General features: G+C 71.7%; 28 protein-coding genes. 19 read left to right on the forward strand and 9 right to left on the reverse strand.

The window, feature by feature from the left end; translation table 11 throughout:
* Positions 1 to 37 precede the first annotated feature (37 nt).
* Positions 38 to 679 (forward strand): MOSC domain-containing protein, encoded by a 642-nt coding sequence (locus ADK66_RS16195; protein ID WP_053656091.1) that lies wholly within the window; start codon positions 38 to 40, stop codon positions 677 to 679.
* 91 nt (positions 680 to 770) lie between these two features.
* Here ADK66_RS16195 and ADK66_RS16200 read toward each other — a convergent pair whose 3' ends face one another.
* The 3 genes from ADK66_RS16200 to ADK66_RS16210 form a co-directional block, all read right to left on the reverse strand.
* On the reverse strand, positions 771 to 1,673 hold the full coding sequence (locus ADK66_RS16200) for a phytanoyl-CoA dioxygenase family protein (RefSeq protein ID WP_053656093.1): 903 nt from the start codon (positions 1,671 to 1,673) through the stop codon (positions 771 to 773).
* Between the two features lie 221 nt (positions 1,674 to 1,894).
* Positions 1,895 to 2,749, reverse strand: a complete 855-nt coding sequence (locus ADK66_RS16205; protein WP_053656095.1) for a hypothetical protein — start codon at positions 2,747 to 2,749, stop codon at positions 1,895 to 1,897.
* A 138-nt stretch (positions 2,750 to 2,887) separates the two neighbouring features.
* Positions 2,888 to 3,673, reverse strand: a complete 786-nt coding sequence (locus ADK66_RS16210) for an enoyl-CoA hydratase family protein (RefSeq protein ID WP_053656097.1) — start codon at positions 3,671 to 3,673, stop codon at positions 2,888 to 2,890.
* A 19-nt stretch (positions 3,674 to 3,692) separates the two neighbouring features.
* On the opposite strand from ADK66_RS16210, the gene hemW reads away from it, so the two are divergent.
* Positions 3,693 to 4,916, forward strand: a complete 1,224-nt coding sequence (hemW, locus tag ADK66_RS16215; RefSeq protein ID WP_197281541.1) for a radical SAM family heme chaperone HemW — start codon at positions 3,693 to 3,695, stop codon at positions 4,914 to 4,916.
* Between the two features lie 118 nt (positions 4,917 to 5,034).
* On the opposite strand, the gene ADK66_RS16220 is transcribed toward hemW, so the two are convergent.
* Positions 5,035 to 5,718 carry a DUF4870 domain-containing protein gene (locus tag ADK66_RS16220; RefSeq protein ID WP_053656153.1) on the reverse strand — a complete coding sequence of 228 codons (684 nt, stop codon included), beginning with the start codon at positions 5,716 to 5,718 and terminating at the stop codon, positions 5,035 to 5,037.
* Positions 5,719 to 5,929: 211 nt separating this feature from the next.
* Here ADK66_RS16220 and hrcA point away from each other — a divergent pair, with 211 nt between their 5' ends.
* The 3 genes from hrcA (at position 5,930) to ADK66_RS16235 (ending at position 8,907) form a co-directional block, all read left to right on the forward strand.
* A complete protein-coding gene (gene hrcA, locus ADK66_RS16225) occupies positions 5,930 to 6,952 on the forward strand; it encodes a heat-inducible transcriptional repressor HrcA (RefSeq protein WP_053656155.1) in 1,023 nt (340 codons plus the stop codon).
* 73 nt (positions 6,953 to 7,025) lie between these two features.
* Positions 7,026 to 8,171, forward strand: a complete 1,146-nt coding sequence (gene dnaJ / locus ADK66_RS16230) for a molecular chaperone DnaJ (RefSeq protein ID WP_197281542.1) — start codon at positions 7,026 to 7,028, stop codon at positions 8,169 to 8,171.
* Position 8,172: 1 nt separating this feature from the next.
* Entirely contained in the window at positions 8,173 to 8,907 is a 735-nt protein-coding gene (locus ADK66_RS16235; RefSeq protein ID WP_053656103.1) for a 16S rRNA (uracil(1498)-N(3))-methyltransferase, read from the forward strand.
* Between the two features lie 68 nt (positions 8,908 to 8,975).
* On the opposite strand, the gene ADK66_RS16240 is transcribed toward ADK66_RS16235, so the two are convergent.
* Positions 8,976 to 9,737: an SDR family NAD(P)-dependent oxidoreductase gene (locus ADK66_RS16240; protein ID WP_053656105.1), complete on the reverse strand. Its 762-nt coding sequence runs from the start codon at positions 9,735 to 9,737 to the stop codon at positions 8,976 to 8,978.
* 62 nt (positions 9,738 to 9,799) lie between these two features.
* On the opposite strand from ADK66_RS16240, the gene ADK66_RS16245 reads away from it, so the two are divergent.
* From ADK66_RS16245 to ADK66_RS16280, 8 genes are all read left to right on the forward strand, one after another.
* Positions 9,800 to 10,159, forward strand: coding sequence for a histidine triad nucleotide-binding protein (locus tag ADK66_RS16245; protein WP_053656106.1), 360 nt, complete (start codon positions 9,800 to 9,802; stop codon positions 10,157 to 10,159).
* Positions 10,156 to 11,541, forward strand: coding sequence for a serine hydrolase (locus ADK66_RS16250; RefSeq protein WP_053656108.1), 1,386 nt, complete (start codon positions 10,156 to 10,158; stop codon positions 11,539 to 11,541). Before ADK66_RS16245 ends, ADK66_RS16250 begins: the two co-directional genes overlap by 4 nt.
* Before the next feature lie 132 nt (positions 11,542 to 11,673).
* Positions 11,674 to 12,732: a PhoH family protein gene (locus ADK66_RS16255; protein WP_053656110.1), complete on the forward strand. Its 1,059-nt coding sequence runs from the start codon at positions 11,674 to 11,676 to the stop codon at positions 12,730 to 12,732.
* Positions 12,733 to 12,747: 15 nt separating this feature from the next.
* Complete coding sequence (ybeY, locus tag ADK66_RS16260; RefSeq protein ID WP_053656112.1) at positions 12,748 to 13,221, forward strand: rRNA maturation RNase YbeY; 474 nt, start codon at positions 12,748 to 12,750, stop codon at positions 13,219 to 13,221.
* A complete protein-coding gene (locus ADK66_RS16265; RefSeq protein WP_053656114.1) occupies positions 13,197 to 14,618 on the forward strand; it encodes a hemolysin family protein in 1,422 nt (473 codons plus the stop codon). Before ybeY ends, ADK66_RS16265 begins: the two co-directional genes overlap by 25 nt.
* Positions 14,611 to 14,997: a hypothetical protein gene (locus ADK66_RS16270; protein ID WP_053656116.1), complete on the forward strand. Its 387-nt coding sequence runs from the start codon at positions 14,611 to 14,613 to the stop codon at positions 14,995 to 14,997. The genes ADK66_RS16265 and ADK66_RS16270 overlap by 8 nt, the downstream gene beginning before the upstream one ends.
* Positions 14,994 to 15,899, forward strand: coding sequence for a GTPase Era (era, locus tag ADK66_RS16275; RefSeq protein ID WP_053656118.1), 906 nt, complete (start codon positions 14,994 to 14,996; stop codon positions 15,897 to 15,899). The genes ADK66_RS16270 and era overlap by 4 nt, the downstream gene beginning before the upstream one ends.
* 185 nt (positions 15,900 to 16,084) lie before the next feature.
* Positions 16,085 to 17,254, forward strand: a complete 1,170-nt coding sequence (locus ADK66_RS16280; protein WP_053656120.1) for an acyltransferase — start codon at positions 16,085 to 16,087, stop codon at positions 17,252 to 17,254.
* Here the strand turns inward: ADK66_RS16280 and ADK66_RS16285 are convergent.
* Positions 17,241 to 18,047: a DUF4097 family beta strand repeat-containing protein gene (locus ADK66_RS16285; RefSeq protein WP_053656122.1), complete on the reverse strand. Its 807-nt coding sequence runs from the start codon at positions 18,045 to 18,047 to the stop codon at positions 17,241 to 17,243. The two genes, ADK66_RS16280 and ADK66_RS16285, sit on opposite strands and share 14 nt — an antisense overlap.
* Before the next feature lie 102 nt (positions 18,048 to 18,149).
* On the opposite strand from ADK66_RS16285, the gene recO reads away from it, so the two are divergent.
* The 5 genes from recO (at position 18,150) to ADK66_RS16310 (ending at position 21,686) form a co-directional block, all read left to right on the forward strand.
* Positions 18,150 to 19,028: a DNA repair protein RecO gene (gene recO, locus ADK66_RS16290; RefSeq protein WP_053656124.1), complete on the forward strand. Its 879-nt coding sequence runs from the start codon at positions 18,150 to 18,152 to the stop codon at positions 19,026 to 19,028.
* Entirely contained in the window at positions 19,025 to 19,837 is an 813-nt protein-coding gene (locus ADK66_RS16295; protein WP_053656126.1) for an isoprenyl transferase, read from the forward strand. Before recO ends, ADK66_RS16295 begins: the two co-directional genes overlap by 4 nt.
* A 66-nt stretch (positions 19,838 to 19,903) precedes the next feature.
* A complete protein-coding gene (locus tag ADK66_RS16300) occupies positions 19,904 to 20,089 on the forward strand; it encodes a hypothetical protein (protein ID WP_053656128.1) in 186 nt (61 codons plus the stop codon).
* A gap of 611 nt (positions 20,090 to 20,700) precedes the next feature.
* Positions 20,701 to 20,928: a hypothetical protein gene (locus tag ADK66_RS16305; protein WP_053656157.1), complete on the forward strand. Its 228-nt coding sequence runs from the start codon at positions 20,701 to 20,703 to the stop codon at positions 20,926 to 20,928.
* Complete coding sequence (locus ADK66_RS16310) at positions 20,925 to 21,686, forward strand: pirin-like bicupin family protein (RefSeq protein ID WP_053656130.1); 762 nt, start codon at positions 20,925 to 20,927, stop codon at positions 21,684 to 21,686. The genes ADK66_RS16305 and ADK66_RS16310 overlap by 4 nt, the downstream gene beginning before the upstream one ends.
* A 151-nt stretch (positions 21,687 to 21,837) precedes the next feature.
* Here ADK66_RS16310 and gndA read toward each other — a convergent pair whose 3' ends face one another.
* Positions 21,838 to 23,280, reverse strand: a complete 1,443-nt coding sequence (gene gndA / locus ADK66_RS16315; protein ID WP_053656131.1) for an NADP-dependent phosphogluconate dehydrogenase — start codon at positions 23,278 to 23,280, stop codon at positions 21,838 to 21,840.
* Positions 23,281 to 23,796: 516 nt separating this feature from the next.
* Here gndA and ADK66_RS16320 point away from each other — a divergent pair.
* Positions 23,797 to 24,207 (forward strand): hypothetical protein, encoded by a 411-nt coding sequence (locus ADK66_RS16320; protein ID WP_053656133.1) that lies wholly within the window; start codon positions 23,797 to 23,799, stop codon positions 24,205 to 24,207.
* Positions 24,208 to 24,428: 221 nt separating this feature from the next.
* Here ADK66_RS16320 and ADK66_RS16325 read toward each other — a convergent pair whose 3' ends face one another.
* Together ADK66_RS16325 and ADK66_RS16330 are read right to left on the reverse strand one after the other, a co-directional pair.
* Positions 24,429 to 25,229 (reverse strand): energy-coupling factor transporter transmembrane protein EcfT, encoded by an 801-nt coding sequence (locus ADK66_RS16325; protein ID WP_053656135.1) that lies wholly within the window; start codon positions 25,227 to 25,229, stop codon positions 24,429 to 24,431.
* Positions 25,230 to 25,374: 145 nt separating this feature from the next.
* The gene (locus ADK66_RS16330; RefSeq protein ID WP_053656159.1) at positions 25,375 to 26,790 is read right to left on the reverse strand and encodes an ABC transporter ATP-binding protein; all 1,416 of its coding nucleotides are present in this window, start codon (positions 26,788 to 26,790) and stop codon (positions 25,375 to 25,377) included.
* Positions 26,791 to 26,821: the final 31 nt, after the last annotated feature.

Below are 26,821 nucleotides of genomic sequence, written 5' to 3' on the forward strand. Positions count from 1 at the left end.
ATCTGGCCGTGGCCGGACCGCCACTAGGCTGGCGGCCATGACGGGCAGGGTGGCAGCGGTGAACCTCGGCATCGTGACCGAGGCGGCATGGGCCGGCGACGCGAGCGGTCGCAGCGGCATCGACAAGCGTCCGGTCGACGGGCCTGTGTTGATCAGTGTCGACGGGGTGGCCGGCGACTTCATCGCCGAGCGGGCCCATCACGGTGGCCCCGACCAGGCGGTCTACGCCTACGCGGAGGAGGACGCCGCGTGGTGGGCGGCCGACCTGGGCCGTGCCATCGGGCCGGGTGGCTTCGGTGAGAACCTGTCCACGTACGCGGTCGACGTGACGGGCGCGGTGATCGGCGAGAAGTGGCAGGTCGGCTCCGCCCTGCTCCAGGTCACCAAGCCTCGGACGCCCTGTACCACCTTCGCCGGATTCTGGGGCGTGCCGGATCTGATCCGGCGATTCACGGTGCGGGCCACGCCGGGGGCGTACCTGCGGGTGCTGCGCGACGGTGAGGTCGGCGCCGGTGACCCGGTGGAGGTGGTGGAGCGGCCCGCGCACGGGGTGACAATCGGCGAGGTGTTCCGGGCGACAAGCCTGGAGCCGGAGCTGCTGCCCCGCGTGCTGGACGCGGACGACCTGCCGGAGCCGATCCTGGAAAAGGTCCGCCGCCGCCTCGCCTCGCGCGGCTGACGCACGTCCGCCAGTGTGGCGGCGGCCGCAGTTGTAAGGAAGGGCCCCCTGTTATGCAAAAAGCGATAACAGGGGGCCCTTCCTTACGTCGTCAGCGGAGCCAGGGGACGCTGCGGTCGAGCAGACCGCGCTCCTTGAGCTCCTTGCGCAGCGGGATCTCGTCGTCGACGTACCCGTCCCAGTTGATGCCCCAGTAGTTGGCGGTGTGGGTGCCCTCGCCGATCAGCTGGCGCTGCACCGGGGTGCGGTTCTGGTACCACTCGCCGTTCACGTCGGGGTGCAGCTCGTCAAGCGGACGGATCCACCGGTAGGTGTAGCCGACGAACAGCATCTTGCGCGTGATCGTCGACAGGTTCGTCGACCGCGAGTGCCACTGCCGGCGGTCGAAGATGAAGGCGTCGCCCGGGTTGGCGGTGATCTCCACCGTGCCCTCCGGATCGGGGTTGTGCACGCTCAGGTCCTTGGGCCGGTCCAGCGAGTTCCACAGGTGGCTGCCCGGGATGACCTTGGTGGCGCCGCGGCCGGTCTCGGAGAGGTCGGAGAGCACGTACGCGACCTTGAGCGAGAACATCGGCCGGGGCAGGTTCGGGTCCATCGTCTCCGGGTCGGAGTTCTGGCGGTACCCGTCCTGGTGCCAACCCCAGTACGGCTTCTCCGGCTCGGCGGCCGGCGGGGTGACGTCCAGGTGGTTGTGGTGGGTGTAGATGTTCCAGCCGGCCAGCCCCCACATGTACGGGAAGGCGATCGGGTGGGTGAGCAGCTCACCGAAGAGCTCGTCGCGCTCCAGGAAGCCCAGCAGGTGCAGGGTGCCGTCCTTCTTGGTGGTGCCCTTGGCCTGCTCCTCCGCGTAGACGCGGTCGACCGCCGCCTCCAGCGCCGCCCGGTGGTCCTCCGTCAGGACGTTGCGCAGCAGGAGGAACCCCTGCTCATGGAACTCCTTGCGGTCAGTGTCGCTGATCGGTTCGTAGCCGGTCCGGTCGCCGTAATCGAACACCGCGTCGTACCCCTCCCCATGAGGTGAATCTGTTTCTGGCACAGGCCGCCGATCGTAACGCGGGTGTCCCGGCGGTGGGAGGGCGAGCGACGGGAAGTGCACCGGCGCCCGGACGGCTTGCAGCGAGGTGGGTGCCGAGAGTCACATTGGCGTTGCCGGCAGCAGGTATTGCGGGGATTTGCCCGATTGTGCGGTCACTGCCGGTAAAGAGATCCGGGAACTCACCCCTCGGTGAACACCTCGGCCACGACCTGACCGGTCGGGCCCTGCTCGCCGGACGTCCGACCCCAGGTGCCGTTGCGGGCCGTCCACTCCTGGTCGCCGAAGCGGACCCGCTTCACGCCGTGGTCCTGGGCGTGCGACACCAGCCAGTGCGCGTACCGCCAGCCGTCACGCTGGTCGCCCGCCGTCACCGTCAGCCCGATCTGGTCCGCCGGGTCGGTGCCCGATACACCCCAGTCCAACACCAGGTTGCGGGTCAGCTGCGCGGCCGCCGCCGCGCCGAACATCACCGGGGTACGCCCGACAGTGCAGGCCACCGCGCTCGTGACGTCGCCGAGCAGCGCCTTGCTGAGCACCTCGGACTCGTCGGCCCACTTCTGGTAAGCCTCGGGAAACGCCGAGCGCTGCACCCGCTGGGCGGCGTCGGTGACCCGCATCTCCTCCCAGCCGCGCACCTTCTTCAGCGCCGCGTAGAAACGGTTCGCCGCGTAGCGCTGGTCCCGGATCTGCGCCGGAGTGCCCCAACCCTGGCTCGGGCGCTGCTGGAACAGGCCCACCGAGTCGCGGTCACCGTCGGCGAGGTTGCGCAGCCCCGACTCCTGGTACGCGGTTGCCAGCGCGACCACCACGGCCCGCTCGGGCATCCCGCGCTGGGCGCCGATCGCCGCGATCGTCGCCGCGTTGGCCATCTGGTCGGCGTCAAGCACGACCCGGCCGTCGGCCTGGACCGTGCAGGTCCGGCCCGCCAGCGGCAGCCGCAGTCGATCCCCGGCCTGCCGGACCACGACCCAGATCGCGATCACGGCGACGAGGATGAGCACCACACCACCCGACACGGCTGCCCGAGTCCGCACTCACACCCCCAGATTCGACAGTCCGACAAGCGTACGTCCCCGTTGACGCCGTCCGGGCCGTCCGGGCCGTCCGACCGGTTCCCGCCCCGGAGTGGAGAACGTCGAAGTGACGTTCCCCGCGTTCACCAGGACAAACCGCTACTCGGCGGCCGGCACCCAGGCGGCGTCCCGCTTCTCCCGGAAGGCCATGATCCCCTCGCGTCCCTCGTCGGAGAGGAAGAAGCCCGTCGACAGGGCGGAGAGGCGGGCCAGCTCGTCGCGCAGCTCGGCGGTGCCCGGCCGGCGCAGCAGGTCCTTCGCCCCGGCCAGCGCCCGGGGCGCGCCGCGCACGAGCGAGTCGCAGTACCGGGCCACCGAGGCGTCCAGATCGTCGGCCGGCACGGCAGCCGTGACCAGGCCGATCTCGGCGGCCCGCCGGCCGTCGAAGGTGTCGCCGGTCAGGTACAGCTCGGCGGCGGCACGCGGGTGCAGCCGGGGCAGCACAGTCGCCGAGATCACCGCAGGGATCACGCCGATCCGTACCTCGGTGAAGGCGAACGTCGCCTCCTCGGCGCACACCGCCAGGTCGGCGGCCGCGATCAGACCCAGCCCGCCCGCCCGGGCCGGACCGGAGACCTTTGCCAGCACCGGCTTCGGGCACTCCCACAGGGCGGTGAGCACGTCGCCGAGCATCGCCGCGGGCACCGTCCCACTGGCGTACGCCATGGCGGTCTCCTTGAGATCCGCCCCGGAGCAGAAGACCGGCCCGGTGTGGTCGAGCACGATCACCCGAACCGTGTCGTCCGCGACCGCGTCGGCCAGGCCGGTCAGCAACTGGGTCATCAGAGCCGTGGAGAGCGCGTTGCGGTTGTGCGGACTGTCGAGGGTGAGGGTGGTCACCCCACGGGCCGTGGCGACACGCACGAGGACGTCGGGAGAGGTCATGCCGGGCACACTAGTGGCCATGCCCGGCGTCCTTCCAGATGGTGAGACCGTCCCCGTCGACGGATCTCTGCCCGCCACCGTCACCAGCGCTGTCGGTGCGCGCGGTTTCGGCGTGTACGTGCACGTCCCGTTCTGCGCCAGCCGCTGCGGCTACTGCGACTTCAACACGTACACGGCCGCCGAGCTGGGCGGAGGGGCCAGCCGCGAGGGTTACGCCGACACTGTGCTCGCCGAGTTGGCGCTCGCCGCCCGGGTGCTCGGCGACAGCCCGCCGCCCCGGGTCGACACGGTCTTCGTCGGCGGCGGCACGCCCACCCTGCTGCCCGCCGACGACCTGGCCCGCATCCTGGACGGCATCGACCGCACCTGGGGGCTGGCCGCCGACGCCGAGGTGAGCACCGAGGCCAACCCGGAATCGGTCACCCCGGAATCGTTGAAGCTGCTGCGCAACGCCGGCTACACCCGGATCTCGCTGGGCATGCAGTCCGCCTCCCCGGGCGTGCTGGCGATCCTGGACCGCAAACACAGCGCCGGCCGGGCCACCGCCGCAGCCCTGGAAGCCCGCGACGCCGGCTTCGAGCACGTCAACCTGGACCTGATCTACGGCACGCCGGGGGAGCGGGCCGAGGACTTCGCCGCCTCGCTGGAGCAGGTCGTGGCCGCCGGGGTGGACCACGTCAGCGCGTACGCCCTCATCGTGGAGGACGGCACCCGACTGGCCGCGCGGATGCGGCGCGGCGAGCTGGCGTACCCAAGTGACGACGTGGCAGCGGACCGCTACCTGGCCGCGGAGGCCGCCCTCGACGCGGCCGGCCTGTCCTGGTACGAGGTGTCCAACTGGGCCCGCACCGACGACGCCCGGTGCCGGCACAACCTGCTGTACTGGACCGGCGCGGACTGGTGGGGGCTCGGCCCCGGAGCGCACAGTCACGTCGGCGGAGTGCGCTGGTGGAACGTGAAGCACCCCACGACGTACGCCCAGCGGTTGGCCGCCGGCGAGTCACCCGGCCTGGCCCGTGAGGTGCTCACCGCCGACGAGGCGCACATGGAGGACGTGATGCTGCGGCTGCGGCTGGCAAGCGGCCTGCCGCTGTCGGTGCTCGACGCCGCAGGCCGGGCCGGCGCCGACCGTGCGCTTGCCGACGGACTGCTGACCGCCGACGACTACGCGGCCGGTCGGGCGGTGCTCACCCTGCGCGGCCGGCTGCTCGCCGACGCCGTGGTCCGTGACCTGCTGCCCTGAAAGAACCGGCGCGCCGCCCCGGCCGACGCGCTGCCCCGGCCGACGCGCTGCCCCGGCCGACGCGCTGCCCCGGCCGGCGACGGTGCGCCGGACCGGCCGGGGGAGCGGCCGGCCCGGATCACTTGATGAAGTTGGCCGACATCGGGTAGCGGTAGGACGCGCCCTCGTTGGCCTTCATGCCGGCGATGATCCCGAACAGGATCTGGATCACCACTACCGCGATGCTGGGCAGGAAGAGCAGGCACCAGCTCACGAAGAGCAGCACGAACGCGATGATCGACCAGAGGATCTGGAAGTTGAGCGCGGCCAGGGCCTGCGCCCGTACGGTCGGCGACTGGTTGCCGCGGACCAGGTAGGCGATGAGCGGGGCCACGAAGCCCAGCGGACCGAAGCTGATCAGCGCGCCGGCGGCACCGCCGAAGTGCGCGACAAGCGCCCAGGTCTTGTCCTCGTTGTTGGCGTAGCCGCCGCCGGGGGCGCCGTATGCGCCGCCCGTCGGATAGCCGCCGGTGGGGCCACCCGGCGGGTAGCCACCGGGCGGGGGATAGCCGCCACCTGGGGGATAGTCGCCGGGCGGGGGATACCCACCCGGCGGAGGGTAGCCACCTGACGGCGGTTGGTCACCGGTGGGCGGCGGATAACCGCCGGCCGGGGGATAGCCGCCCGAGCCAGGTGCCCCGGACAGTGGTGCGGTGGGCGGCTCGGCCGAGTAGGGCGAGCCGGGGGCCGCCGGCGGGGAGGTCGGCTCCGGCGGATAGCCGCCAGGGTCTCCCGCGCCGGGTGGGCGAGGTGGTTCAGTCATGGTGTCACGGTAGGGGTGGCGGGCAACGCCGCACCAGAGCGACACCGCCGAGCCGACAGGCTGAACGGCCAACAGGGTACGAACAGCGACGCCCTTGATCATCGCGTCGGCGGGCGCGCCGACGTAGACTGGCACTCGTTACAGTCGAGTGCCAGGCGGCCCACCGGCCCCGTTCGGGTCGGTGGCCGACGTGCGACAGGAGGTGCGGAGGATGGGTCTGGACGACCGGAAGCTCGCCGTGCTCCGCGCCATCGTCGAGGACTACGTCTCCACGCAGGAGCCGGTCGGCAGCAAGGCGCTGGTCGAGCGTCACCAGCTCGGTGTCTCCCCGGCCACGGTCCGCAACGACATGGCCGTGCTGGAGGAAGAGGGCTACATCCGGCAGCCGCACACCAGCGCCGGGCGGGTGCCCACCGACCGTGGCTACCGGCTGTTCGTCGACAGGCTGTCCCGCGTCAAGCCGCTCAGCCCGGCCGAGCGCCGGGCCATCGAGCGGTTCCTTGTGGGCGCTGTCGACCTCGATGACGTGGTGCACCGCACAGTCCGGCTGCTCGCCCAGCTGACCCGCCAGGTGGCCGTCGTGCAGTACCCGAGCCTGGCCCGCTCCTCGGTGCGGCACCTCGAACTGGTGCCGATCTCCACCACCCGGCTGATGCTCGTCATGATCGCCGACACCGGCCGTGTCGAGCAGCGGCTCGTGGAGCTGCCCGGTCCGGTGCCCGCCGACGACGTCACCGACCTGCGCCGGATGATCAACGAAAAGCTCGCCGGTGAGCGGCTGTCCGACACCCCGCCGCTGGTGCAGGCGCTGGTCGAGGAGGTGCCGGCCGAGCTGCGTCCGGCAATGGCCACCCTCGCCTCCGTCCTGCTGGAGACGCTCGTCGAGCGGCACGAGGAACGCATCGCGCTTGCCGGCACCGCAAACCTCACCCGGGGCGGCCTGCTCGACTTCCAGGGCTCACTGAGGCCGATCCTCGAAGCCCTGGAAGAGGAGGTCGTGCTGCTCAAGCTCATCGGCGAGACCGAGCCGAGCACGACCCGGGTGCTGATCGGCGACGAGAACGAGTTCGACAACCTGCGCGCCGCCTCGGTGGTGAGCACGGGATACGGCCCGGGCAGCACAATCGTCGGCGGTCTCGGGGTGCTGGGGCCGACCCGGATGGACTACCCCGGCACCATCGCCACGGTGCGCGCCGTGGCACGCTACGTGGGCGAGCTGCTGGCCCAGAACTGACAAGTCAGGGCCGACGGCCGGCTGCGGCCGCCGGTCGGCGCAACGCGAGACGAACATGAGGACACGGAACGCAGTGGCCAGGGACTACTACGGCATCCTCGGTGTCAGCCGGGAAGCCTCCGATGACGAGATCAAGCGCGCCTACCGCAAGTTGGCGCGCCAGTTCCACCCGGACGTCAATCCGGACCCGGAGGCTCAGGAGAAGTTCAAGGACATCAACGCCGCGTACGAGGTCCTCTCGGACGACCGCAAGCGGCAGATCGTCGACCTGGGTGGCGACCCGCTCGCCCCGGGCGGCGGTGGCGCCGGCGGTCCGGGTGGCCCGGGCGGGGCCGGCCCGTTCGTCGGATTCCAGGACATCATGGACGCGTTCTTCGGCGGCGCGGCGGGCGGTGCCCGTGGCCCCCGCCCACGGACCCGTCCGGGCTCCGACGCGATCCTGCGACTCGAACTGGACCTGCACGAGACGGCGTTCGGCGTCGAGGCCCCGATCACCGTCGACACGGCTGTGCTCTGCACCACCTGCTCGGGCGCCGGCACGGCAGCCGGCACCCACCTGGCCACCTGCGAGGCGTGCGCCGGTCGGGGCGAGGTGCAGTCGGTGCAGCGCACCTTCCTCGGCCAGGTGGTCTCCGCCCGGCCGTGCACCGTCTGCCAGGGCTACGGCACCACGATCCCGCACCCCTGCCCCACCTGCGCCGGCGACGGCCGGGTGCGTACCCGACGCTCGCTGACCGTCAAGATCCCGGCCGGCGTCGAGGACGGCATGCGGATTCGCCTCGCCCAGCAGGGTGAGGTCGGCCCCGGCGGTGGCACCGCCGGTGACCTCTACGTCGAGATCCACGAGCGGCCACACGACGTCTACTCGCGCAAGGGTGACGACCTGCACTGCCGGGTCACCGTGCCGATGACCGCCGCCGCCCTGGGCACCCGCCTCACCATCAAGACCCTCGACAGCGAGGAGACCGTCGACGTCAAGGCCGGCACCCAGCCGGCCAGCACGCTGCGGTTGCGCGCCCGTGGTGTGCCGCACCTGCGCGGCACCGGCCGGGGCGACCTCTACGTGCACCTCGACGTCCGGACGCCGACCAAGCTCGACCCGGACCAGGAGCGAATGCTGCGCGACTTCGCCAAGACCCGGGGTGAGGAGGTCGCCGAGCTGACCAAGCAGGGCGGCTTCTTCTCCCGGATGCGCGACGCGTTCAACGGGCACGCCTGAGGTGTCCGCGCCGCTGTTCCTGGTCGAGGCGCTGCCCACCGGCGACGCGCTGATCCTGGACGGCCCGGAGGGGCACCACGCCGCCACAGTGCAGCGGCTGCGCGTCGGCGAGGAGTTGCTGCTCGCCGACGGTCGAGGCGGCACGGCCGCCGCCGTGGTCACCGCCGTCGGCAGGGGCGTCCTGGAGGTCGCCGTCACCTCCCGGGGGTACGCGGACGCGCCCGTACCCCGGCTGGTGACAGTGCAGGGCATCGCCAAGGGCGACCGAGGTGAGCTGGCAGTGCAGGCGATGACCGAGGTCGGTGTGGACGAGATCGTGCCCTGGGCGGCGTCCCGTTCGGTGACCCAGTGGCGTGGCGACCGGGGCGTACGCGCCCGGGAGAAGTGGGTGGCCACCGCGCGGGAGGCAGCCAAGCAGGCACGCCGACCCTGGTTGCCGGTCGTGGCCGGGGCGCCGGACGAGTCCACGGCGACGGTGGCCCGCCGGATCGCCGGTGCCGCCGCCGGGTTCGTCCTGCACGAGGAGGCCGAGGAACGGCTCACCACCGCCGACCTGCCCAGCGTCGGGGAGATCGTGCTTGTCGTCGGCCCGGAAGGCGGCATCGATTCCGCCGAGCTGACAGCGTTCCGGGCAGCCGGCGGCCGACCGGTACGGCTAGGTGCGGAGGTGCTGCGCACCTCCACCGCGGGCGTGGCCGCGCTCAGTGTGCTCGCCACACGCCTCGGCCGCTGGTAGCCCGACCTTCACACCCGAAGGGCAGCAGGTGGAGTAGCTCGGCGCCTGCCGGTCAGTGGCCGGGTTGGTCAGCTGCGCAGGTAGGACGCGCCGTTGAGGTCGATGATGGTGCCCGAGGCCCACTCCGCCTCCGGCGACGCCAGCCAGTGCACGGCCGCGGCGATCTCCTCCGGCCGGGCCACCCGGTCGAACGGGCTCTGCGCCCGGATCGCCGCGCCGCTCTCGCCGCGAAGGTGCTCGGTGGTCATGTCGGTCGCCACGAAACCCGGCGCGACGGTGGCGACGGCGATCCCGTACGGCGCGAGCGCCACGGCGAGGGACTGACCCAGCGCGTTCAGCCCTGCCTTGCTGGCACCGTACGCCGGCTGGTGCGGCTCGCCCCGGAACGCGCCCCGCGACGACACGTTGACGATCCGACCGCCGCGCTCGCGCATGTGCTGGGCGGCGCACCAGGTGACGTTGCCGGCGCCTGTCAGGTTGGTCTCCAGCACCTGCCGCCAGCGCCGCTGCCACTCCTCGTAGGAGGTGCCGAAGATCGGGTGCGGGTCGTCCCGGTCGCCGTACATCCCGGCGTTGTTGACCAGGACGTCCAGCCCGCCGAGCTGCTCGGCGGCCCGGTCGACCATGGCCCGGACGGCGTCCGGGTCGGTGAGGTCCGCGCGGACCACCACGTGCCCCGTACCCGGTAGTTGCGCGCGCAGTTCCTCGGCCGCGGCGGCGGAGTCGCGGTGGTGGATCGCCACCCGGTCGCCGCCGGCCGCGAACGCCGTCGCCACCGCCCTGCCGATGCCACGCGAAGAACCGGTCACCAGTACCGCCCGAGCCGTCATGGCGGCCATCCTGCCCCAGGAGCCCCGTGTGCCCCGAGCGGCCCCTTCCTTACACTGCCCCGATGGGATCCGACTGCCTGTTCTGCCGCATCGTCGCCGGGGAGATCCCGGCCACAGTGGTCCGGGAAACCGCCACGACGCTCGCCTTCCGTGACATCGATCCGAAGGCGCCGGTGCACGTACTCGTCATTCCGAAGGAGCACTACGCCGACGTCGCCACCCTGGGGCAGGGCGACCCCGGGCTGGCCGGTGAGGTGCTGGCCACGGCCGCCGCGGTGGCCGAGGACGAGGGCCTGCTCGGCGACGGATTCCGGCTGATGTTCAACACCGGGACGTACGGCGGGCAGGAGGTGTTCCACGTGCACGCGCACCTGCTCGGCGGTGCGCCGCTCGGCCCGATGCTCGCGCGGAGCCTGGCGTGACATCCGGCCCCGGCGCGCACGACCGGTTGGACCGGCTGGTCCGGCGGGTGCAGGCCGATGCCCGGGTGCCTGCGGTGTCGGCCGCGCTGCACAGGGTCGACCGGCCGCTGTGGACCCGCACCGTCGGCGGCACCGGCACCGACAGCGCGCTGGGGCCGCGTACCCAGTTCCGGATCGGCTCGGTCACCAAGACCTTCACGGCGGTGCTCACCCTCCAGTGCCGCGACGACGGCCTGCTCGACCTGGATGATCCGGTCGGTCGGCACCTGGAGCTGCCCGCGCACGGTGAGCTGACCGTACGACGGCTGCTGTCGCACACCGGTGGCCTGCAACGTGAGCCGTTCGGTGACGTCTGGGACACCTTGGCCGCACCCGACGCGGAGCGGCTGGTGGCCGAGCTGGCCCGGGCCGAGCGTGTCCTGCCGTCGGGCCGCCGGTTCCACTACTCAAACCTCGGGATGGCCGTACTCGGCCTGCTTGTCGCCCGGCTGCGCGGCGGCAGTTGGGCGGAGGTGCTCACCGAGCGGGTACTGACGCCGCTCGGGCTCACCGACACCACGGTGACGCCCCTGGAGGCGGCAGCGACAGGGTTCCTTGTCGACGCGTACTCCGACGAGGCCCACCCCGAGCCGCCGACCGACTTCGGCGCGGTCGGCCCCGCCGCCCAGCTCTGGAGCACCGCTACCGACATGGCCCGCTGGGCGGCGTTCCTCGCCGACCCGGCGGCGCTCGACCCTTCCGGTGCGGTGCTCGCCCCGGGCACCCTCGACGAGATGCGCTGGCCGCTTACCACTACCGACGAGACGCTCTGGGCTGCCGGCTTCGGGCTCGGGCTGATCCTCATCCCGCAGGGCGAGCGGGTGGTGCACGTGGGGCACGACGGCGCGATGCCCGGGTTCCTGGCAGCCGTGTACGGCCGCCGGGGCGGCGACGGCACACCAGGCGCGATGGGCGCCGCCGTGCTCGGCTCCTCCGGAACGGCGACGGAACTGCTCGACCTGCCGCACCGGCTGCTCGCCGAGGCCGTCGAGCACGACCCGGCCGAGATCGAGCCCTGGCGGCCCGGCGCACCCGCCCCGGCGGCCCTGCGAGGTGTGCTGGGTCGCTGGTGGGGCGAGGGCTTCGAGTACGTCTTCTCCTGGCACGACGGCACACTGCGGGCGCGCGGGGCAGGCGACCCGGCGGGGCGCCCACCTGCGGTCTTCGCCCCGTTGCCGGACCGGCCGGACGTGTTCCGGACCGTGTCGGGCCGGGAGGTGGGTGAGCTGTTGAGGCTGACCCGGGACGACGCCGGAACGGTGGTCCGGATGCACTGGGCGACCTACCGGTTCACCCGCCATCAGGAGACCTTCGACAGGTACGACTTCCGTGCCGGCGGTTGATCGCGGCCAGCGGAAATGGGCGCGATGCGCTCCGCGTTGAACGGATACGATGGCTCCAACGTCCGCACGCCGTGCCAGCAGGGCCGGCGCCCGAGATCGAGAGCAGGTGCGCAGGGCCCTTCGGCCCAACTTATGACCGGCACCCCACCTCCCGGCGCTCCCCGGGTGCAGACCAGGATCACCGTGCCCGACCCCAAGATCATGGTCAATCTGCTCGGCGCGGGCGATGAGATCCTGCGACTCGTCGAGCGTTCGGTCACGAGTGACGTGCACGTGCGGGGCAACGAGATCACCATCACCGGCGCTCCCGCCGACAACGCCCTTGCTGAGCGGGTCTTCAGTGAGCTGCTCGAACTCATCGAGAAAGGCGAGACCCTGACCACAGACGCCGTCCGGCGTACCGTCGGCATGCTCGAGCAGGGCAGCGCCGAGCGGCCCGCCGAGGTCCTGACCCTCGACATCCTCTCCCGTCGCGGCCGCACCATCCGTCCCAAGACGCTCGGGCAGAAGCGCTACGTCGACGCGATCGACTCGCACACCATCGTCTTCGGCATCGGCCCGGCCGGCACCGGCAAGACCTACCTGGCGATGGCGAAGGCCGTCCAGGCGTTGCAGGCCAAGCAGGTCAACCGGATCATCCTGACCCGGCCGGCGGTCGAGGCGGGGGAGCGGCTGGGCTTCCTGCCCGGCACGCTCAACGAGAAGATCGACCCGTACCTGCGGCCGCTGTACGACGCGCTGCACGACATGCTCGACCCGGAGTCGATCCCGAAGCTGATGGCCGCCGGCACGATCGAGGTCGCGCCACTTGCCTACATGCGTGGCCGTACGCTCAACGACGCGTTCATCATCCTGGACGAGGCGCAGAACACGACGCCCGAGCAGATGAAGATGTTCCTCACCCGGCTCGGCTTCAACTCCAAGATCGTCGTGACCGGTGACATCACCCAGGTGGACCTTCCCGGCGGGACGAGCAGCGGCCTGCGGGTGGTTCGGGAGATCCTGGAAAACGTCGAGGACGTGCACTTCTCCCAGTTGTCCAGCTCCGACGTGGTCCGCCACCGGCTGGTGGGGGAGATCGTCGACGCGTACGCCCGCTGGGATGCCGAGCGGGAAACCCAGCAGGCGCAGGCCGTTCATGCCGTACCCGGGCGACCTGCCCAGGGCGGCCGTGCCGGCCGCCGCCGCTAAAGCAGAGGAAAGCAGTTGTCCATCGAGATCGCCAACGAGTCCGGTGCCGAGGTCGACACCGACGCCGTGCTCGCTGTCGCCAGGCACGCCCTCGACGAGATGGGGGTCAACCCCCTCGCTGAGTTGTCGGTGCTGCTTGTCGACATCGACTACATGACCGAGCTGAACCACCGCTGGATGGGTGGCGACGGCCCGACCGACGTGCTCGCCTTCCCGATGGACGAGGGAAGCGTCGACCACGGCCCGGGCGAGACCGCCCCCGCAGGCGGCGAGCCGGCGCTGCTCGGTGACATCGTGCTCTGCCCGGAGGTCGCGGCCAAGCAGGCGGCGACCGCCGGGCATGCCACGGCCGACGAGTTGCACCTGCTCACCGTGCACGGGGTGCTGCACCTGCTCGGCTACGACCACGCCGAGCCGGAGGAGGAGCGGGAGATGTTCGCGCTCCAGGCCCGACTGCTGGCGAGCTGGCGGTCGACCCGCAACCAGTGATGTCCACTTCGTTCCTTGCGGTCGGCCCTGCCGCCGGCCTTCCCGACCTGCAACTGATCTTCTTCGCGGCCGGCCTTGTGGTGCTTGCCGGTGTGATCGCGATGACCGAGGCGGCGCTCGCCGCTGTCTCCCCGGCGCGGGCAGCCGAGCTGGCCCGTGACGGCGTACGCGGTGCCCGCACCCTCCAGGTCGTGGCCGGCGACGTCGTCCGGCACCTCAACCTGCTCCTGCTGCTGCGGCTTCTCGCCGAGCTGACCGCGACGACGCTCGTGGCGTTGGTCGCTGTGGACAGCTTCGGCGCCGGCTGGCGTGCCGCGCTTGTCACCGCCGGCGCGATGGCAGTGGTCAGCTTCGTGGTGGTCGGTGTCGCTCCGCGCACCATCGGCCGGCAGCACGCGTACGCCGTGGGGCGTGCGGCGGCGCCGCTGGTCCGCTGGCTGGGCCGTGCGCTCAACCCGCTGGCGTCGCTGCTGATCCTGATCGGCAACGCGGTCACCCCGGGGCGCGGTTTCCCCGAGGGGCCGTTCGCCAGTCAGGTGGAGCTGCGTGAGCTTGTCGACCTCGCCGAGCAGCGCGGTGTCGTCGAGCACGGTGAACGCCAAATGATCCACTCGGTCTTCGCGCTCGGCGACACCATCGCCCGGGAGGTGATGGTTCCGCGTACCGAGATGGTGTGGATCGAGGAGGGCAAGACCCTCGAGCAGGCGCTGGCGCTCTTCCTGCGGTCCGGGTTCTCCCGCATCCCGGTGATCGGGGAGAGCGTCGACGACGTGCTGGGCGTGCTCTACCTCAAGGACCTGATCCGCCGGTCCCGAGGCGGCGACCCGGACGCCGAGCAGCTGCCGGTGGCCGAGCTGATGCGCCCGGCGACCTTCGTGCCGGAGTCCAAGCCTGTCGACGACCTTCTCTCGGAGATGCAGGCGGCCCGTAACCACCTGGTCATCGTGGTCGACGAATACGGCGGCACCGGCGGCCTGGTCACCATCGAGGACATCCTTGAGGAGATCGTCGGTGAGATCACCGACGAGTACGATGTCGAACGCCCGCCGGTCGAACGCCTCGGGGAATCCTCGGTGCGGGTCACAGCCCGCCTGCCTGTGGAGAACCTGGGCGAGATGTTCGACACCGACCTGCCCACGGACGAGGTGGAGACGGTCGGCGGTCTGCTCGCCCAGTCACTGGGGCGGGTGCCGATCCCCGGAGCGCAGGCCGAGGTGGCCGGCCTCCGGCTGATCGCCGAGGGCACCACGGGCCGACGCAACCGGATCGACACCGTCCTGGTCAGCAAGGTGGAGTCGGGTGACGAGCAGGACACCGCGGGGCGCGGCCAGCAGGCCGGCCCCGGGGACGACCCAGATCATTATCGAGACGAGGAGAGGCAACCCGCCGATGCCTGACACACCCGCCGCGCCCGCCGCCCGGCCCACCCCCGCCGCACCGGCGCCGCTGAGTGCCGAGGACGGCAAGCTCGTCGTCCTGGCCCGGGGAGCCCGTGGGCGGGTCGGTGCCGTGGAAGGTGCCGCGGTCCGGGACCAGGACGGCCGGACGTACGCGGCGGCCAGCGTCGCGTTGCCGTCGCTGACGCTCACCGCACTCCAGTTGGCTGTGGCGTCGGCTGTGGCGGCCGGGGCGAGCCGGCTGGAGGCGGCTGCGGTGGTGACCGAGGCGTCCACGCTTGACGGTGCCGGGCACGCCGCGGTACGTGACCTCGCTGTGGATGCGCCGATCCACGTGGCCGCGCCGGACGGCACCGTGTTGGGCACGGTGACCGAGTGAGCTCCGTACGGGATCCCGAGCCGCGCCCGTACCGGGCAGGGTTCGGCTGTTTCGTGGGCCGGCCCAACGCGGGCAAGTCCACGCTGACGAACGCCATCGTCGGCACCAAGATCGCGATCACCTCGAACAAGCCGCAGACCACCCGCCACGTCATCCGGGCGGTGCTGCACCGGCCGGAGTCGCAGCTGGTGCTCGTCGACACGCCGGGTCTGCACCGTCCCCGGACGTTGCTGGGTGAGCGTCTCAACGACCTGGTCCGGTCCACGTGGACGGAGGTCGACGTGATCGGTCTGTGCATCCCGGCCGACGAGCCGGTGGGTCGCGGTGACCGGTTCATCAGCGGTGAGCTTGCCGAGTTGAAGGCGACAGTGCTCGCGGTGGTCACCAAGACCGACCTGGTCGACAAGCGTCGGCTGGCCGAGCAGTTGCTCGCGGTAAGCGAGATGGGGGAGTTCGCCGAGATCGTGCCGGTGAGCGCCGTCTCCGGGCACCAGGTGGACACGCTCGTCGACGTGATGACGAGCTATCTGCCGCCGTCGCCGCAGCTCTACCCCGACGACATGCTCACCGACGATCCGGAGCAGGTGCTTGTCGCGGAACTGATCCGGGAGGCGGCCCTGGAGGGGGTCCGTGACGAACTGCCGCACTCCATCGCCGTGGTGGTGGAGGAGATGATCCCCGAGGGCCGGCTCACGAAGATCTACGCCGACCTGTATGTGGAGCGGCCCAGCCAGAAGGCGATCGTGCTCGGTCACAAGGCGAGCCGGCTCAAGGAGGTTGGCACCACCGCCCGCCGGCAGATCGAGGAGTTGCTGGGCACGCGCGTCTATCTGGACCTGCACGTCCGCGTTGCGAAGGACTGGCAGCGCGACCCGAAGCAGCTGCGCAAACTGGGGTTCTGACGACCGTTCGGTCAGCCCAGGCCGAGCCAGGGCTGACCGGGCGATGGGTGCGCCACCGGACAAAGTCGTTTTCGGTCGGGCGTATGGGATGATTCACGTTTGGTCGGGGCCCGTACCGTTTGGCGGCGACACCGCGAAGGGTAGGGGAGTACAACCCCCCGCTTCCCCGACCCAGATGCAGGCTGATGCGCAACCGGTATCTCGATCTGCTCCGTTTCCTGGCCATCGTCCGTGTTGTCGTCTACCACGTCACCGGATGGGCGTCCCTCACCCTCGTCTTCCCTGCCATGTCGGTGATGTTCGCGCTGGCCGGTTCGTTGATGGCCGCCTCACTCACCCGCTCCGGCCCGGCCGCTGTCGGTCGTCGGCTGCGCCGGCTGCTGCCGTCGCTGTGGGTGCTGGCGGTGGTCTTCGTGCCGGCCATGCTGTTCACCGGCCTGTCGCTGTCGCCCCGGGTGCTGCTGTGGCTGTTCCCGATCGCGGACCCGCCGGCAAACAACTGGGGTGCCCTTGCGCTGAGCGTCATCTGGTACCTGCGCGACTACCTGTGGTTCGTGCTCGCCTCGCCTATCGCGTTCTGGCTGTTCCGCAAGGCCCCGCTGCCGACACTGCTCGCCCCGTACCTGCTGCTGCTGGCGATCGAGGCCGGCATCTACCAGGCGCCCTCGCCGGTGCTGCGCGAGTTCGGGTTGTACTTCGGCGCCTGGATGCTCGGCTTCGCCCACCAGGCCGGCATGCTGCGACGGCTCGCCGGTCGCATCCTCTACCCGCTGGCGTCGGTTCTCGCGCTGGCCGGCGGGGCCTGGCTGGTCACCCATCCAGGCCCCCGGGGGTACGACCTCAACGACAACCACCTCGGTAACGCCCTCTGGTCGGCGGCGTTCATCCTTATCGCCCTGGGTCGCGGGCCGGCCGGGATGGCCTGGTTGGAGCGCAGCCGGCTGGCCGACCGGGCGGTGACGGTGGTCAACCGGCGGGCGCTCACCATCTACCTCTGGCACATGCCGTTCGTGGTTGCCCTCACCCCGCTGGTCGACGTCGTCGGCCGGTCCCACCAGGACCCGCTGGGGCTCGCCATCCGGGTGTTGCTGGTCTTCGTGCTGGTCGGGCTCGTCACTCTGGCCGTCGGCTGGGTCGAGGACGTCGCCGCCCGCCGCCGCCCGGAGTTGATCCCCGCCGGCTCGCCGCAACCGATCGAGCCGTCGAGCCGGCCCAGCGCAGGCCCGTCGATCCCGGCCGGCGCAGGCTCGGCAGGCCCGCCAACCGCAGGCCTGCCGAGCCCGGGGACCGCCGAGCCGACGGGTCGGTCGCCTGTCCCGCAGCCGCGCTCCGGCGCCGAGATCAACGCTGGCTGATCATGACGTTGCCGCTGCCTGTCGACCCGTCCAGCACCACCGACGAGTTCGGGTCGTTGACGACTGTGACCTCCGTCTCGCCGGAGCCGGTGCTGGTGCGGACGCGGTAGCTGCCGGAGGGCACCAGCAGCGTGGCGTTTCCGCTGGAGGTGTGCACCCGGGCCGAGACCTGCGTCTCCAACTCGATGGTGACGTTGCCCGAGCCGGCCTCGGCATCCGTGGCACCGCTGATCCTGCGGGCGTTGACGTTGCCGGACCCGGCACGCAGTCGTACCGACGTGCTGGCCTCGCTGAGCTCGATGTTGCCGGAGCCGGTCTCCACGTCGACCGCCCCGGAGACCCCGGCGACCCGCACCTCGCCCGAACCCCACCGCAGCTTCACCGCGCCGACCTGGCTCAAATCGACGTTGCCGGAGCCGCCCTCACCCTCCACGATCACGCCCGGCGGAGCGGTCACCTCGTAGGAGACGCTGCACCGGTTGCCGCAGTCGCTGTCGAGGATCAGTTCGCTGTCCTTGATCTCGTACCGCGCCTTGGGCTCGCCGCCCTGGTAACGCACCACCCGCTTGATCCGTACCTCGGTGTCCGGGCCGGTGCCCCGGACCACCACGTCGCCGGAGCCACCCCGTACCTGGATGTTGGTGATCTTCGCGGCTTCGGTGTCGTCGAAGTCGAGCCGCCGGAAGGCCAGGTTGTCGCACCCGGCGAGCAGGATGAGGGTGGTGGCTAACCCCAATGAGACGGCCGTGGTGGTGCGGCGGCGAGGGGCAGCGATGATCCGTTGTGGTGCCATGGCGAGGACGCTACGGCCGGTGACCCGCCCTCCGCATCGGGGTTCGTCCGCGCTTCCACCCCGAACCAACCCTGATTTCGCACCCCGAGGGAGAATGGCCCGATGGCCGGGTATCGCCGACAGCTCTACCGCGACGACGCGGTGGTGCTGCGTGTGCAGAAACTCGGCGAGTCCGACCGGATCATCACACTGCTCACTCGCCGGCACGGCCGACTGCGCGCCGTGGCCCGGGGCGTCCGGCGCACCACAAGCAAGTTCGGCGCCCGACTGGAGCCGTTCGGCCACGTCGACCTCCAACTCGCCGGTGACCCCAAGGGCAACCACGGCAGTTCGCTGCACACCGTCAGCCAGGTCGAGGGCATCGACCTCTACGGCAAGCGGTTCCTCGGCGACTATTCCCGCTACACGGCGGCAAGCGCGATCGCCGAGACCGCCGAGCGGCTGACGCCTGTCGAGCGGGAGCCCTCGCTGCGACTGTTCCAGCTCACAGTGGGCGCCCTGAAGGCGCTGTCCCGGGGCGAGCACGCCACCACCCTGGTGCTCGACGCGTACCTGCTGCGGGGTATGGCCCTTGCGGGCTGGGCGCCCGCGCTTGTCGCCTGCGCGGTCTGCGGCACCCCCGGGCGGCACCGCGCGTTCTCCGTGCCGGCCGGCGGCGCCGTCTGCCCGGACTGCCGGCCACCCGGCGCGGCCCACCCCGCGCCGGCCACCATCGACCTGATGTCCGCGTTGGCCACCGGCGACTGGGTGGTCGCCGACGCCACCGAGACCGGTGTACGCCGGGAGTGCAGCGGCCTTGTCGCAGCGCACCTGCAGTGGCACCTGGAACGCGCGCTACGCTCGCTGCCGCTGGTCGATCGGGGTCCCTCGGCGGCCGGCTCGGCCCCGCTGCCGGACGACGACGCCGGGGCCGTGGCGCCTCGGCCACGCCGTGACGGTGCGGCCGGGGTGGACGGTGCGAACAGGGAGAGAGCCGAGTGATTCGATCGACGAGGGCCGGCCGGCGTGAGCCGACGCCACCGACACCGCACCCGTCGGGTGCCCGGCCGCCGGCGCTGCCCACCGAGGCGGTGCCGAAGCACGTGGCAGTGGTGATGGACGGCAACGGCCGGTGGGCCAAGGAACGCGGGCTGCCCCGCACCAAGGGCCACGAGGCGGGGGAGCACAGCCTCTTCGACACCATCGAAGGCGCCATCGAGATGGGCATCCCCTACCTGTCGGCGTACGCGTTCTCCACCGAGAACTGGCGGCGCTCACCGGACGAGGTCCGGTTCCTGATGGGCTTCAACCGCGATGTCATCCGCCGCCGCCGTGACCAGCTGGTCGACCTCGGTGTCCGGGTGGTCTGGTCGGGCCGGCCCGGCCGGTTGTGGAAGAGCGTCATCTCCGAGTTGCAGACCGCCGAGGAGATGTCCCGGGGCAACTCGACGCTGACCCTCCAGTTCTGCGTCAACTACGGCGGGCAGGCCGAGATCGGCGATGCCGCCGCCGCGATCGCCCGGGACGTGGCCGCCGGCCGGCTCGATCCGGCGAAGGTCTCCGAGAAGACCGTGGCGAAATACCTGTACCACCCGGAGATCCCGGAAGTGGACCTGTTCCTGCGCCCCTCCGGGGAGGAACGGATCTCCAACTTCCTGCTCTGGCAGACCGCGTACGCCGAACTGGTCTTCCTGGACACGCTCTGGCCGGACTTCGACCGCCGACACCTCTGGTACGCCTGCGAGCTGTACGCCCAGCGGGACCGCCGCTTCGGAGGCGCGCTGCCCAACCCTGTCGCCCCGGTGGGCTGAGAGGCTTACCGGCACGTCACAGTGGGTACCAGGAACGTTAGGAGCCACTGACGGAGGTGAACCCACATGATCCAGAAGCGCATTGCACAGTGGGCGGTGATGGCGATCGCGGTGCCAGTGGCCGCGGCCGGTGCCCGCCGCCTCAGCCACACCCTGGAGGCCCGGCGCGGTTCCTCCGGCCTGACCCGGATGCTCACCAAGGGCGCCGACATGATCCGCCCGCAGAAGGCGAAGCGCCGCCGCCTCTGGTGACCCCTCTACCCCCGGCGCCGCCCCCGCACCACGGAGGCGGCGCCGCACCATATCCCCCAAGCCGCGTGTCCACCTCGTGCGTCCACCTCGCGTGTCCACCTCGCGTGTCCGCGACTCGAACGATGCCGACCTTGCTCACCGCGCGGCCCCGCCCCTGTGCCTCACTCGCCCGCGCCTGCTCGTGCCCCGCGCCTGCTCGTGCCCCGCGCCTGCTCGTGCCCCGCGCCTGCTCGTGCCCCGCGCCTGCTCGTGCCCCGCGCCTGCTCGTGCCCCGCGCCCGCTCCGCTTGCACTCGCGCCCGCTCTCGGTCGCGCTCCCGTCCTCGCTCGCGTCCACTCGTCCGCCCCGCCCCGCCCCGCCCCGCCCCACCACGCACGGTCGATCATGGAGTTGTGGTGCCTCACAAAAGCCCTTTATAGCCTTGAATCAGGCACCACAACTCCATGATCGACGCCGTGAGGGCTTGGCGCGGGCCTGGGGCGCGGGTCGGGGTCGAGGGCGAGGGCGGGTTTGCTTCTTTGGCGTTCGGGGTGGTCGGTTGTTTCGAGGTGGGGGGCGGTGGGGCGGAGGTAGGGTCGGGCGGAGACGTACGCCGTCGTGCGGGGGTGGAGATGCGGGATCTCCGGTACAAGATGATCATGGCGTTGAACGCGGCTGACCTGGGTGATCCGCTCTGCGAGCAGGTGGCCGAGATCTGCGCCGAGATCGCCGAGCAGCACTGCGCGGAGTTCGGCCACACGCCCCAAGTGCGTACCGGTGAGATTGCCGAGCTGGCCACCGGCGACCCGGCGCTGACCTGGGCGCCGTCGACCCCGGACGCCGGTCAGCGGGCCTGGTGACCGCGCCCGCACCTGCGGTCGACCTGCGCCGCGCCGAAGACCGCTTCGCCACCCGGATCTCCTGGCTGGACTCCAAGCATTCGTTCTCGTTCTCCCGGCACTACGACCCGGCCAACACCCACCACGGTCTGCTGCTTGTCAACAACGACGACGTCGTCCACCCCGGCGCCGGCTTCGAGACGCACCCACACCAGGACATGGAGATCATCACCTGGGTGCTGCGCGGCTCCCTGGTGCACCAGGACTCCACAGGCCACTCGGGAGTGATCTACCCGGGTCTGGCGCAGCGGATGAGCGCGGGCACGGGCATCCTGCACTCGGAGAAGAACGACGCCTGGCGGCTCAACCACCAGGAGCCGCACAACGACCCCGTGCACTTCGTGCAGATGTGGGTGCTCCCCGACGAACAGGGCATCGAGCCTGGCTACGAGCAGCTGGAGATCGAGGACGAGTTGCTGCGGGGCGGTCTCGTGCCGGTCGCCTCCGGGATGGACCGCTACGACGGCGCGTCCGCCATCAGGATCCGCAACCGGTACGCCACCCTGCACGCCGCCCGGCTCACCCCCGGCGACGAGGTCACCCTCCCGGACGCGCCCTTCGTGCACCTGTACGTGCCCAACGGCACGGTGACCCTGGAGGGCAGCGGTCCGCTAGGCACCGGCGACGCGGCCCGACTCACAAGGACCGGCGGCCGGAGGGTAACCGCCGACGAGCCAGCCGAAATCCTGGTCTGGGAAATGCACGCAACTCTTGCCTGAGGCCCGTCCCCGCGATCTTGCACTTTCTGCCCGGTCATAACGGCGCATAGGCCGCGTTCCGAGGTCCGAAAGTGCAAGATCGCGGGGAGCGGGGAGCGGGGAGCGGGGAGCAGGGAGCGGGGAGCAGGGAGCAGGGAGCAGGGAGCGGTGGTTACGCCGGGGACTCGGTGTGGTCGCCTGCCCAGAGGGTGTGGAACGAGCCTTCGCGGTCGACGCGCTGGTAGGTGTGCGCCCCGAAATTGTCCCGCAGGCCCTGGATCAGCGCGGCGGGCAGCCGCTCGGCGCGCAGCGCGTCGAAGTACGCAAGCGACGACGAGAACGCCGGCGTCGGCACCCCGGCCCGGGTCGCGTCGGCCACCACCCGGCGCCAGCTCGGCACGCCGGCACCGACCGCCTCGGCGAAGTACGGCGCCACCAGCAGCGTCGGCAGGTCGGGCTGCTCGTCGTACGCCTCACGGATCCGGTCGAGGAAACGGGCGCGGATGATGCAGCCGCCCCGCCAGATCGTCGCCGTGCCGCCGAGGTCGATGTTCCAGTCGTACTCCTGGCTGCCGGCGCGGATGTGGTCGAAGCCCTGCGCGTACGCGACGATCTTGGAAGCGAGCAGCGCCCGGCGAACGTCCTCGACGAAGGCGTCCCGGTCGGTCACCTGCCACTGGTCACCGGTGTCGGGGAACGCCCGACGTGCCGCCTCGCGCTGGTCGACGTGCCCGGACAGCGAGCGGGCGAACGTCGCCTCGGCGATCCCCGTGATCGGGATGCCCAGGTCCAGGGCGCTCTGCACGGTCCACCGTCCGGTGCCCTTCTGCTCCGCGCGGTCCTGCACGACGTCCACGAAGGGGCGGCCGGTGGCCGCGTCGGTGTGCGCGAGCACATCGGCGGTGATCTCGATGAGGAACGAGCCCAACTCGCCCTCGTTCCAGTCGCGGAAGATCTGCGCGATCTCCGCCGGCTTCGCGCCCAGACCGGCCCGGAGCAGGTCGTACGCCTCGGCGATGAGCTGCATGTCGGCGTACTCGATGCCGTTGTGCACCATCTTGACGAAGTGCCCGGCGCCGTCCGGCCCGACGTGCACACAGCACGGCACGCCCTCCACCTGGGCGGCGATCTTTTCGAACATCGGACCGAGCTTGGCGTACGACTCGTCGGAGCCGCCCGGCATGATGCTCGGCCCGAGCAGCGCGCCCTCCTCGCCGCCGGAAACGCCGGTGCCGCTGAAGTGCAGCCCCTTCGCGCGCAGCGCCTCCTCCCGGCGGCGGGTGTCGGCGAAGTGGGCGTTGCCGCAGTCGACGATGATGTCGCCCTCGTCCAGCAGCGGCACCAACTCGTCGATCACCGCGTCGGTGGGCGCACCCGCCTTGACCATCACGATCACCGCGCGGGGCCGTTCCAGCGACGCCACGAAGTCGGCCATCGACTCGCCGGGAACGAAGGTGCCCTCGTCACCGTGCTCGGCGACGAGGCTGCGGGTGCGCTCGGGTGAACGGTTGTGCACCGCCACGGTGAAACCGTTGCGGGCCAGGTTGCGGGCCAGGTTGCGACCCATCACCGCCAACCCGGTCACGCCGATCTGCGCTGTCGCCTGCTGAGCCATCCGTGCTGCCACCTCTCGCCGTCGTGCAGTCCTGCTGCGACGGTATCGCGCTGCGCGCAGTGCGGGAACGCTGGTCGACAGGCGGTCACTGATTGATACCGCTCAGCTCCCGCCGTTGCCTAACTGGGCGCTCAACCGCACGACAGGCACTCCCGGCGTCGCGCCGCCACCGGTCGCGCCAGGAACCGTGACTGATCGCGCCAGACAGCCACCACCGATCGTGCAGGAGCACCTGTCACCGGTCGTGCCAGGAAAACCGGTCGTGCCGGCCTCCAGCACGGGATAGTGTGCGGTCATGCGCTACTGACGCCCCGTTTCCGAGCCGGCCCGCCGCCCCGCGTCGCGGTCCGTGCGCTCCCGGGCGTCCGCGTACTCGCCATCGCATTCGGTGGTTGGCGGTCCCGGTGAGCTGTCTCTTCCCCATCTCGACCGTCGAGCTGCGACGGTCACCAGCCGATCCGACCGACCGCCGGAGCGCGGGACCGGCCGTGACGGTCGGCACCGAAGGAGGCCCGGATGCCTGCCAGGCGCAACCCGAAGAAGTCCCGTACCCCCAGAGCAACGCCGCTCGGCACCGACCCGGCGGCCAAGCGCGGCCCGCTCCAGCCGACCCGCTCCGACCTCGGCCTCGCGGTCGAGCCGGCGCTTGTCGACCCGGCGGTGCCGGCACTGCTGGTCGAGCCGGCGGTGTCGAACGACCCGGCAGTGTTGGCCGAGCCGGCGGTGCCGGCCGTGGCGCTGGGTGAGCTTGTGCCGCCGGTCGACGTGCCGGCCGCGGTCGACGCGCCGACGGTGGCCGACCTGCCGAAGGCGGCCGGACGACCTGCGGCACCGACGGCCGGACCGCCGCACGGCGGCGGAGGCCGCTCCGGTGGCAAGAGTCAGCAGGCCGGCCAACCGCGCCGCTACGCCTTCCGCCGTAGCTGACCGATCCCGCCCCGCCGCGCGCTGTCCGGCGTGGGCCGCCCACTGCGGGCCGTGCGTCGCGTGCCGTGCGTCGCGTGCCGCGCGTCGCCCGCGCGCAGCGGACGCGGACGCCGCCCGGCGGACGGTGACGACAACATCAGGGATGTAGTGGCCTCGTCTGGCAGCGAGGGCACTACATCCCTGATGTTGTGCGGATCTTGCCGCGCGATGCAGCGGCGCGCTCAGCTGATCAACGGGCGGAAGGTGCCGAGCAGGACGCTGACGGTCAGGGCGCCGCCGGCCAGGACGACAGCCCCGGCGATGAGCAGTCCGTCGGCGGGGCCGAAGCGCTGGCGGCGGGCGACGGTACGTGGTGTGTCGGCGTCGAACCCGCGCGCGTCCATCGCGACGGCCAGCCGGGTGCCCCGGCGGATCGCCCCGACCAGCAGCGCGAACGCGGTGGAGGCGAACAGCCGCAGCTTCGCCACGGGATTGCGCCCGGCGTCGACGCCGCGTGCCCTCCGGGCCATGCTGATCATCTGCCACTCCTGGCCGAGCAGCGGTACCAGCCGGAATGCGGCCAGCGCCCCGATGGCGAACCGGGGCGGCGCCTTCGCGTTCTGGATCAACGAGTCGGCGAGATCGGTGGGGTCGGTGGTGGCGAAGACGATTACGCCGGGCAGGGCCACCGCGAACACCCGCAGGATAAGGCCGAGCGCGGTGAGCAGGACGCCGGTGGTCACCATCACCGGTCCGACGTCCAGCAGGACCCGGCCGGACCTGTCGGCGGCGAACAGCACAAGGGTTACGAGGATGCCGGCGCCGCTGAGCAGCAGTGGCAGGGCCCGCCGGGCCAGCACCCGGTAGCGGACGCCGAACAGCGGCAGCACGGCGAGTTCCACGGCGATGGCGATGGCCGGGGCCACCGGGTCCAGGGTGGCCAGCAGGGTGAACGAGAAGACCAGCGCGGCGGCGACCTTCGCCACCGGGTTCCGCCGGGCCAGCGGTGCGCCGGGAGCGGCGACCGGCTCGATGCTGATCATCGGATGTCACCTCGGGTCGGCGCGGTCGCTCCCGGGTCGCGCGGTCGGGCAGCGCCGCCGAGATCGGCGTCCCGGGTGGTCGCGGTCGCTACCGGGTGGCGGTGCGGCCGGGCAGGGCCGCCGCCGCGGTTCTCACCCCACGTGGTCACTGTCGCTCCAGGGTGACGGTGCGGTCGGCGAGCGCGGCGACGAAGTCCGCGTCGTGGGTGACCGTGACGATGCCGTGCCCGGCGTCGCGCAGGTCGGCGAAGAGGTCGACCAGTTCCCGCCAGGTCCGCCGGTCCTGACCGAAGGTGGGTTCGTCGCAGATCACCAGGCGTGGCGCGGTGGCCAGGGCCGTCGCGACGCTCAGCCGCCGCGCCTCCCCACCCGAGAGGGTGTACGGGTTGGCAGCGGCGAGCCGGGTCAGCCGCAGCCGTTCCAGCAGTTCTGCCACGGTGTCCTTGACGGCCGACTCCTGTTGACCGGTCCGGCGCGGACCCAGCGCCAGCTCGTCGAAGACGGTGCTCGTGACGAACTGGTGCTCCGGGTCCTGGAAGACCGACCCGATCCGCTTGGCGAGCGCGGGTGCCCGCCAGCGGTGCGGGGGAGTGCGGTGGTCCGACCCGGCCAGCTCGGCGGACGCGGTTACCCGGCCGGTGCCCGGCTTGAGCAGACCGCCGAGCAGCAGCGCCAGGGTCGACTTGCCGGCGCCGTTCGGTCCGCGTACGGCGAGTGCTTCGCCGGCGCGTACCCCCAGATTGGTGGGGCCCAGCCGGGGTGGCAGGCCGAGCCGGTCGGCGGTGAGCAAGAGATCCCCCGGGGTGGCGGTCGCTGGCCGGGGCACGACAGGGTGACCCGGCACCCAGACGCCCTCGTCGGCGAGGGTGGCGCCGTGCGCGGCGAAGATCTCCTCGGGTGGGCCGTCCGCGCGGACTCCGCCGCCGGGTTCCAGGACGACTACCCGGTCGACTAGTGGCAGCGCTTCGGCGACCCGGTGCTCGACCAGGATCAGCGTGGTGTCCGCGTCGAGGGCGCCGGCCACCGCCTGTCGGATCAGGTCGGCGCCGGCCGGGTCGAGGTTGGCGGTCGGTTCGTCGAGCAGCAGCAGGCCGGGGCGCAGGGCCAGGGCGCCGGCCAGGGCGAGGCGTTGCTGCTCGCCGCCGGAGAGTGCGGCGGTGTTGCGGTCCCGGGAGTACGGGAAGCCGACTCGACGCAGCGCCTCGTCGACCCGGGGCCAGATCTCGGCAGTCGGTACGCCCCGGTTCTCCAGACCGAACGCGACGTCGTCGCCGCAGCGGGCCATCACCAACTGGGTCTGCGGGTCCTGGAAGACGATGCCGACGCGTTCCCGGCCCTTGCGCGGGTCGAGCCCGTCGATCTCGACGGTGCCCTCCTGCTCGCCGGAGTCCTCGGGCAGCAGCCCGGCCAGGGCGCTGAGCAGCGTGCTCTTGCCGGCCCCCGATGGTCCGAGCAGCAGCACCCGTTCCCCGGCCTCCACCCGCAGGTCAACCCCGCGCACGGCCCAGGCGCGCCGCCCAGCGTGCCGCCACCCGAACCCGCGCAGCAGAACCGCGCTCACCACCCACCCCCTACCCGCCCCGACCCTGCCC

Source organism: Micromonospora sp. NRRL B-16802, assembly GCF_001279555.1.
Lineage (GTDB): Bacteria > Actinomycetota > Actinomycetes > Mycobacteriales > Micromonosporaceae > Micromonospora > Micromonospora profundi.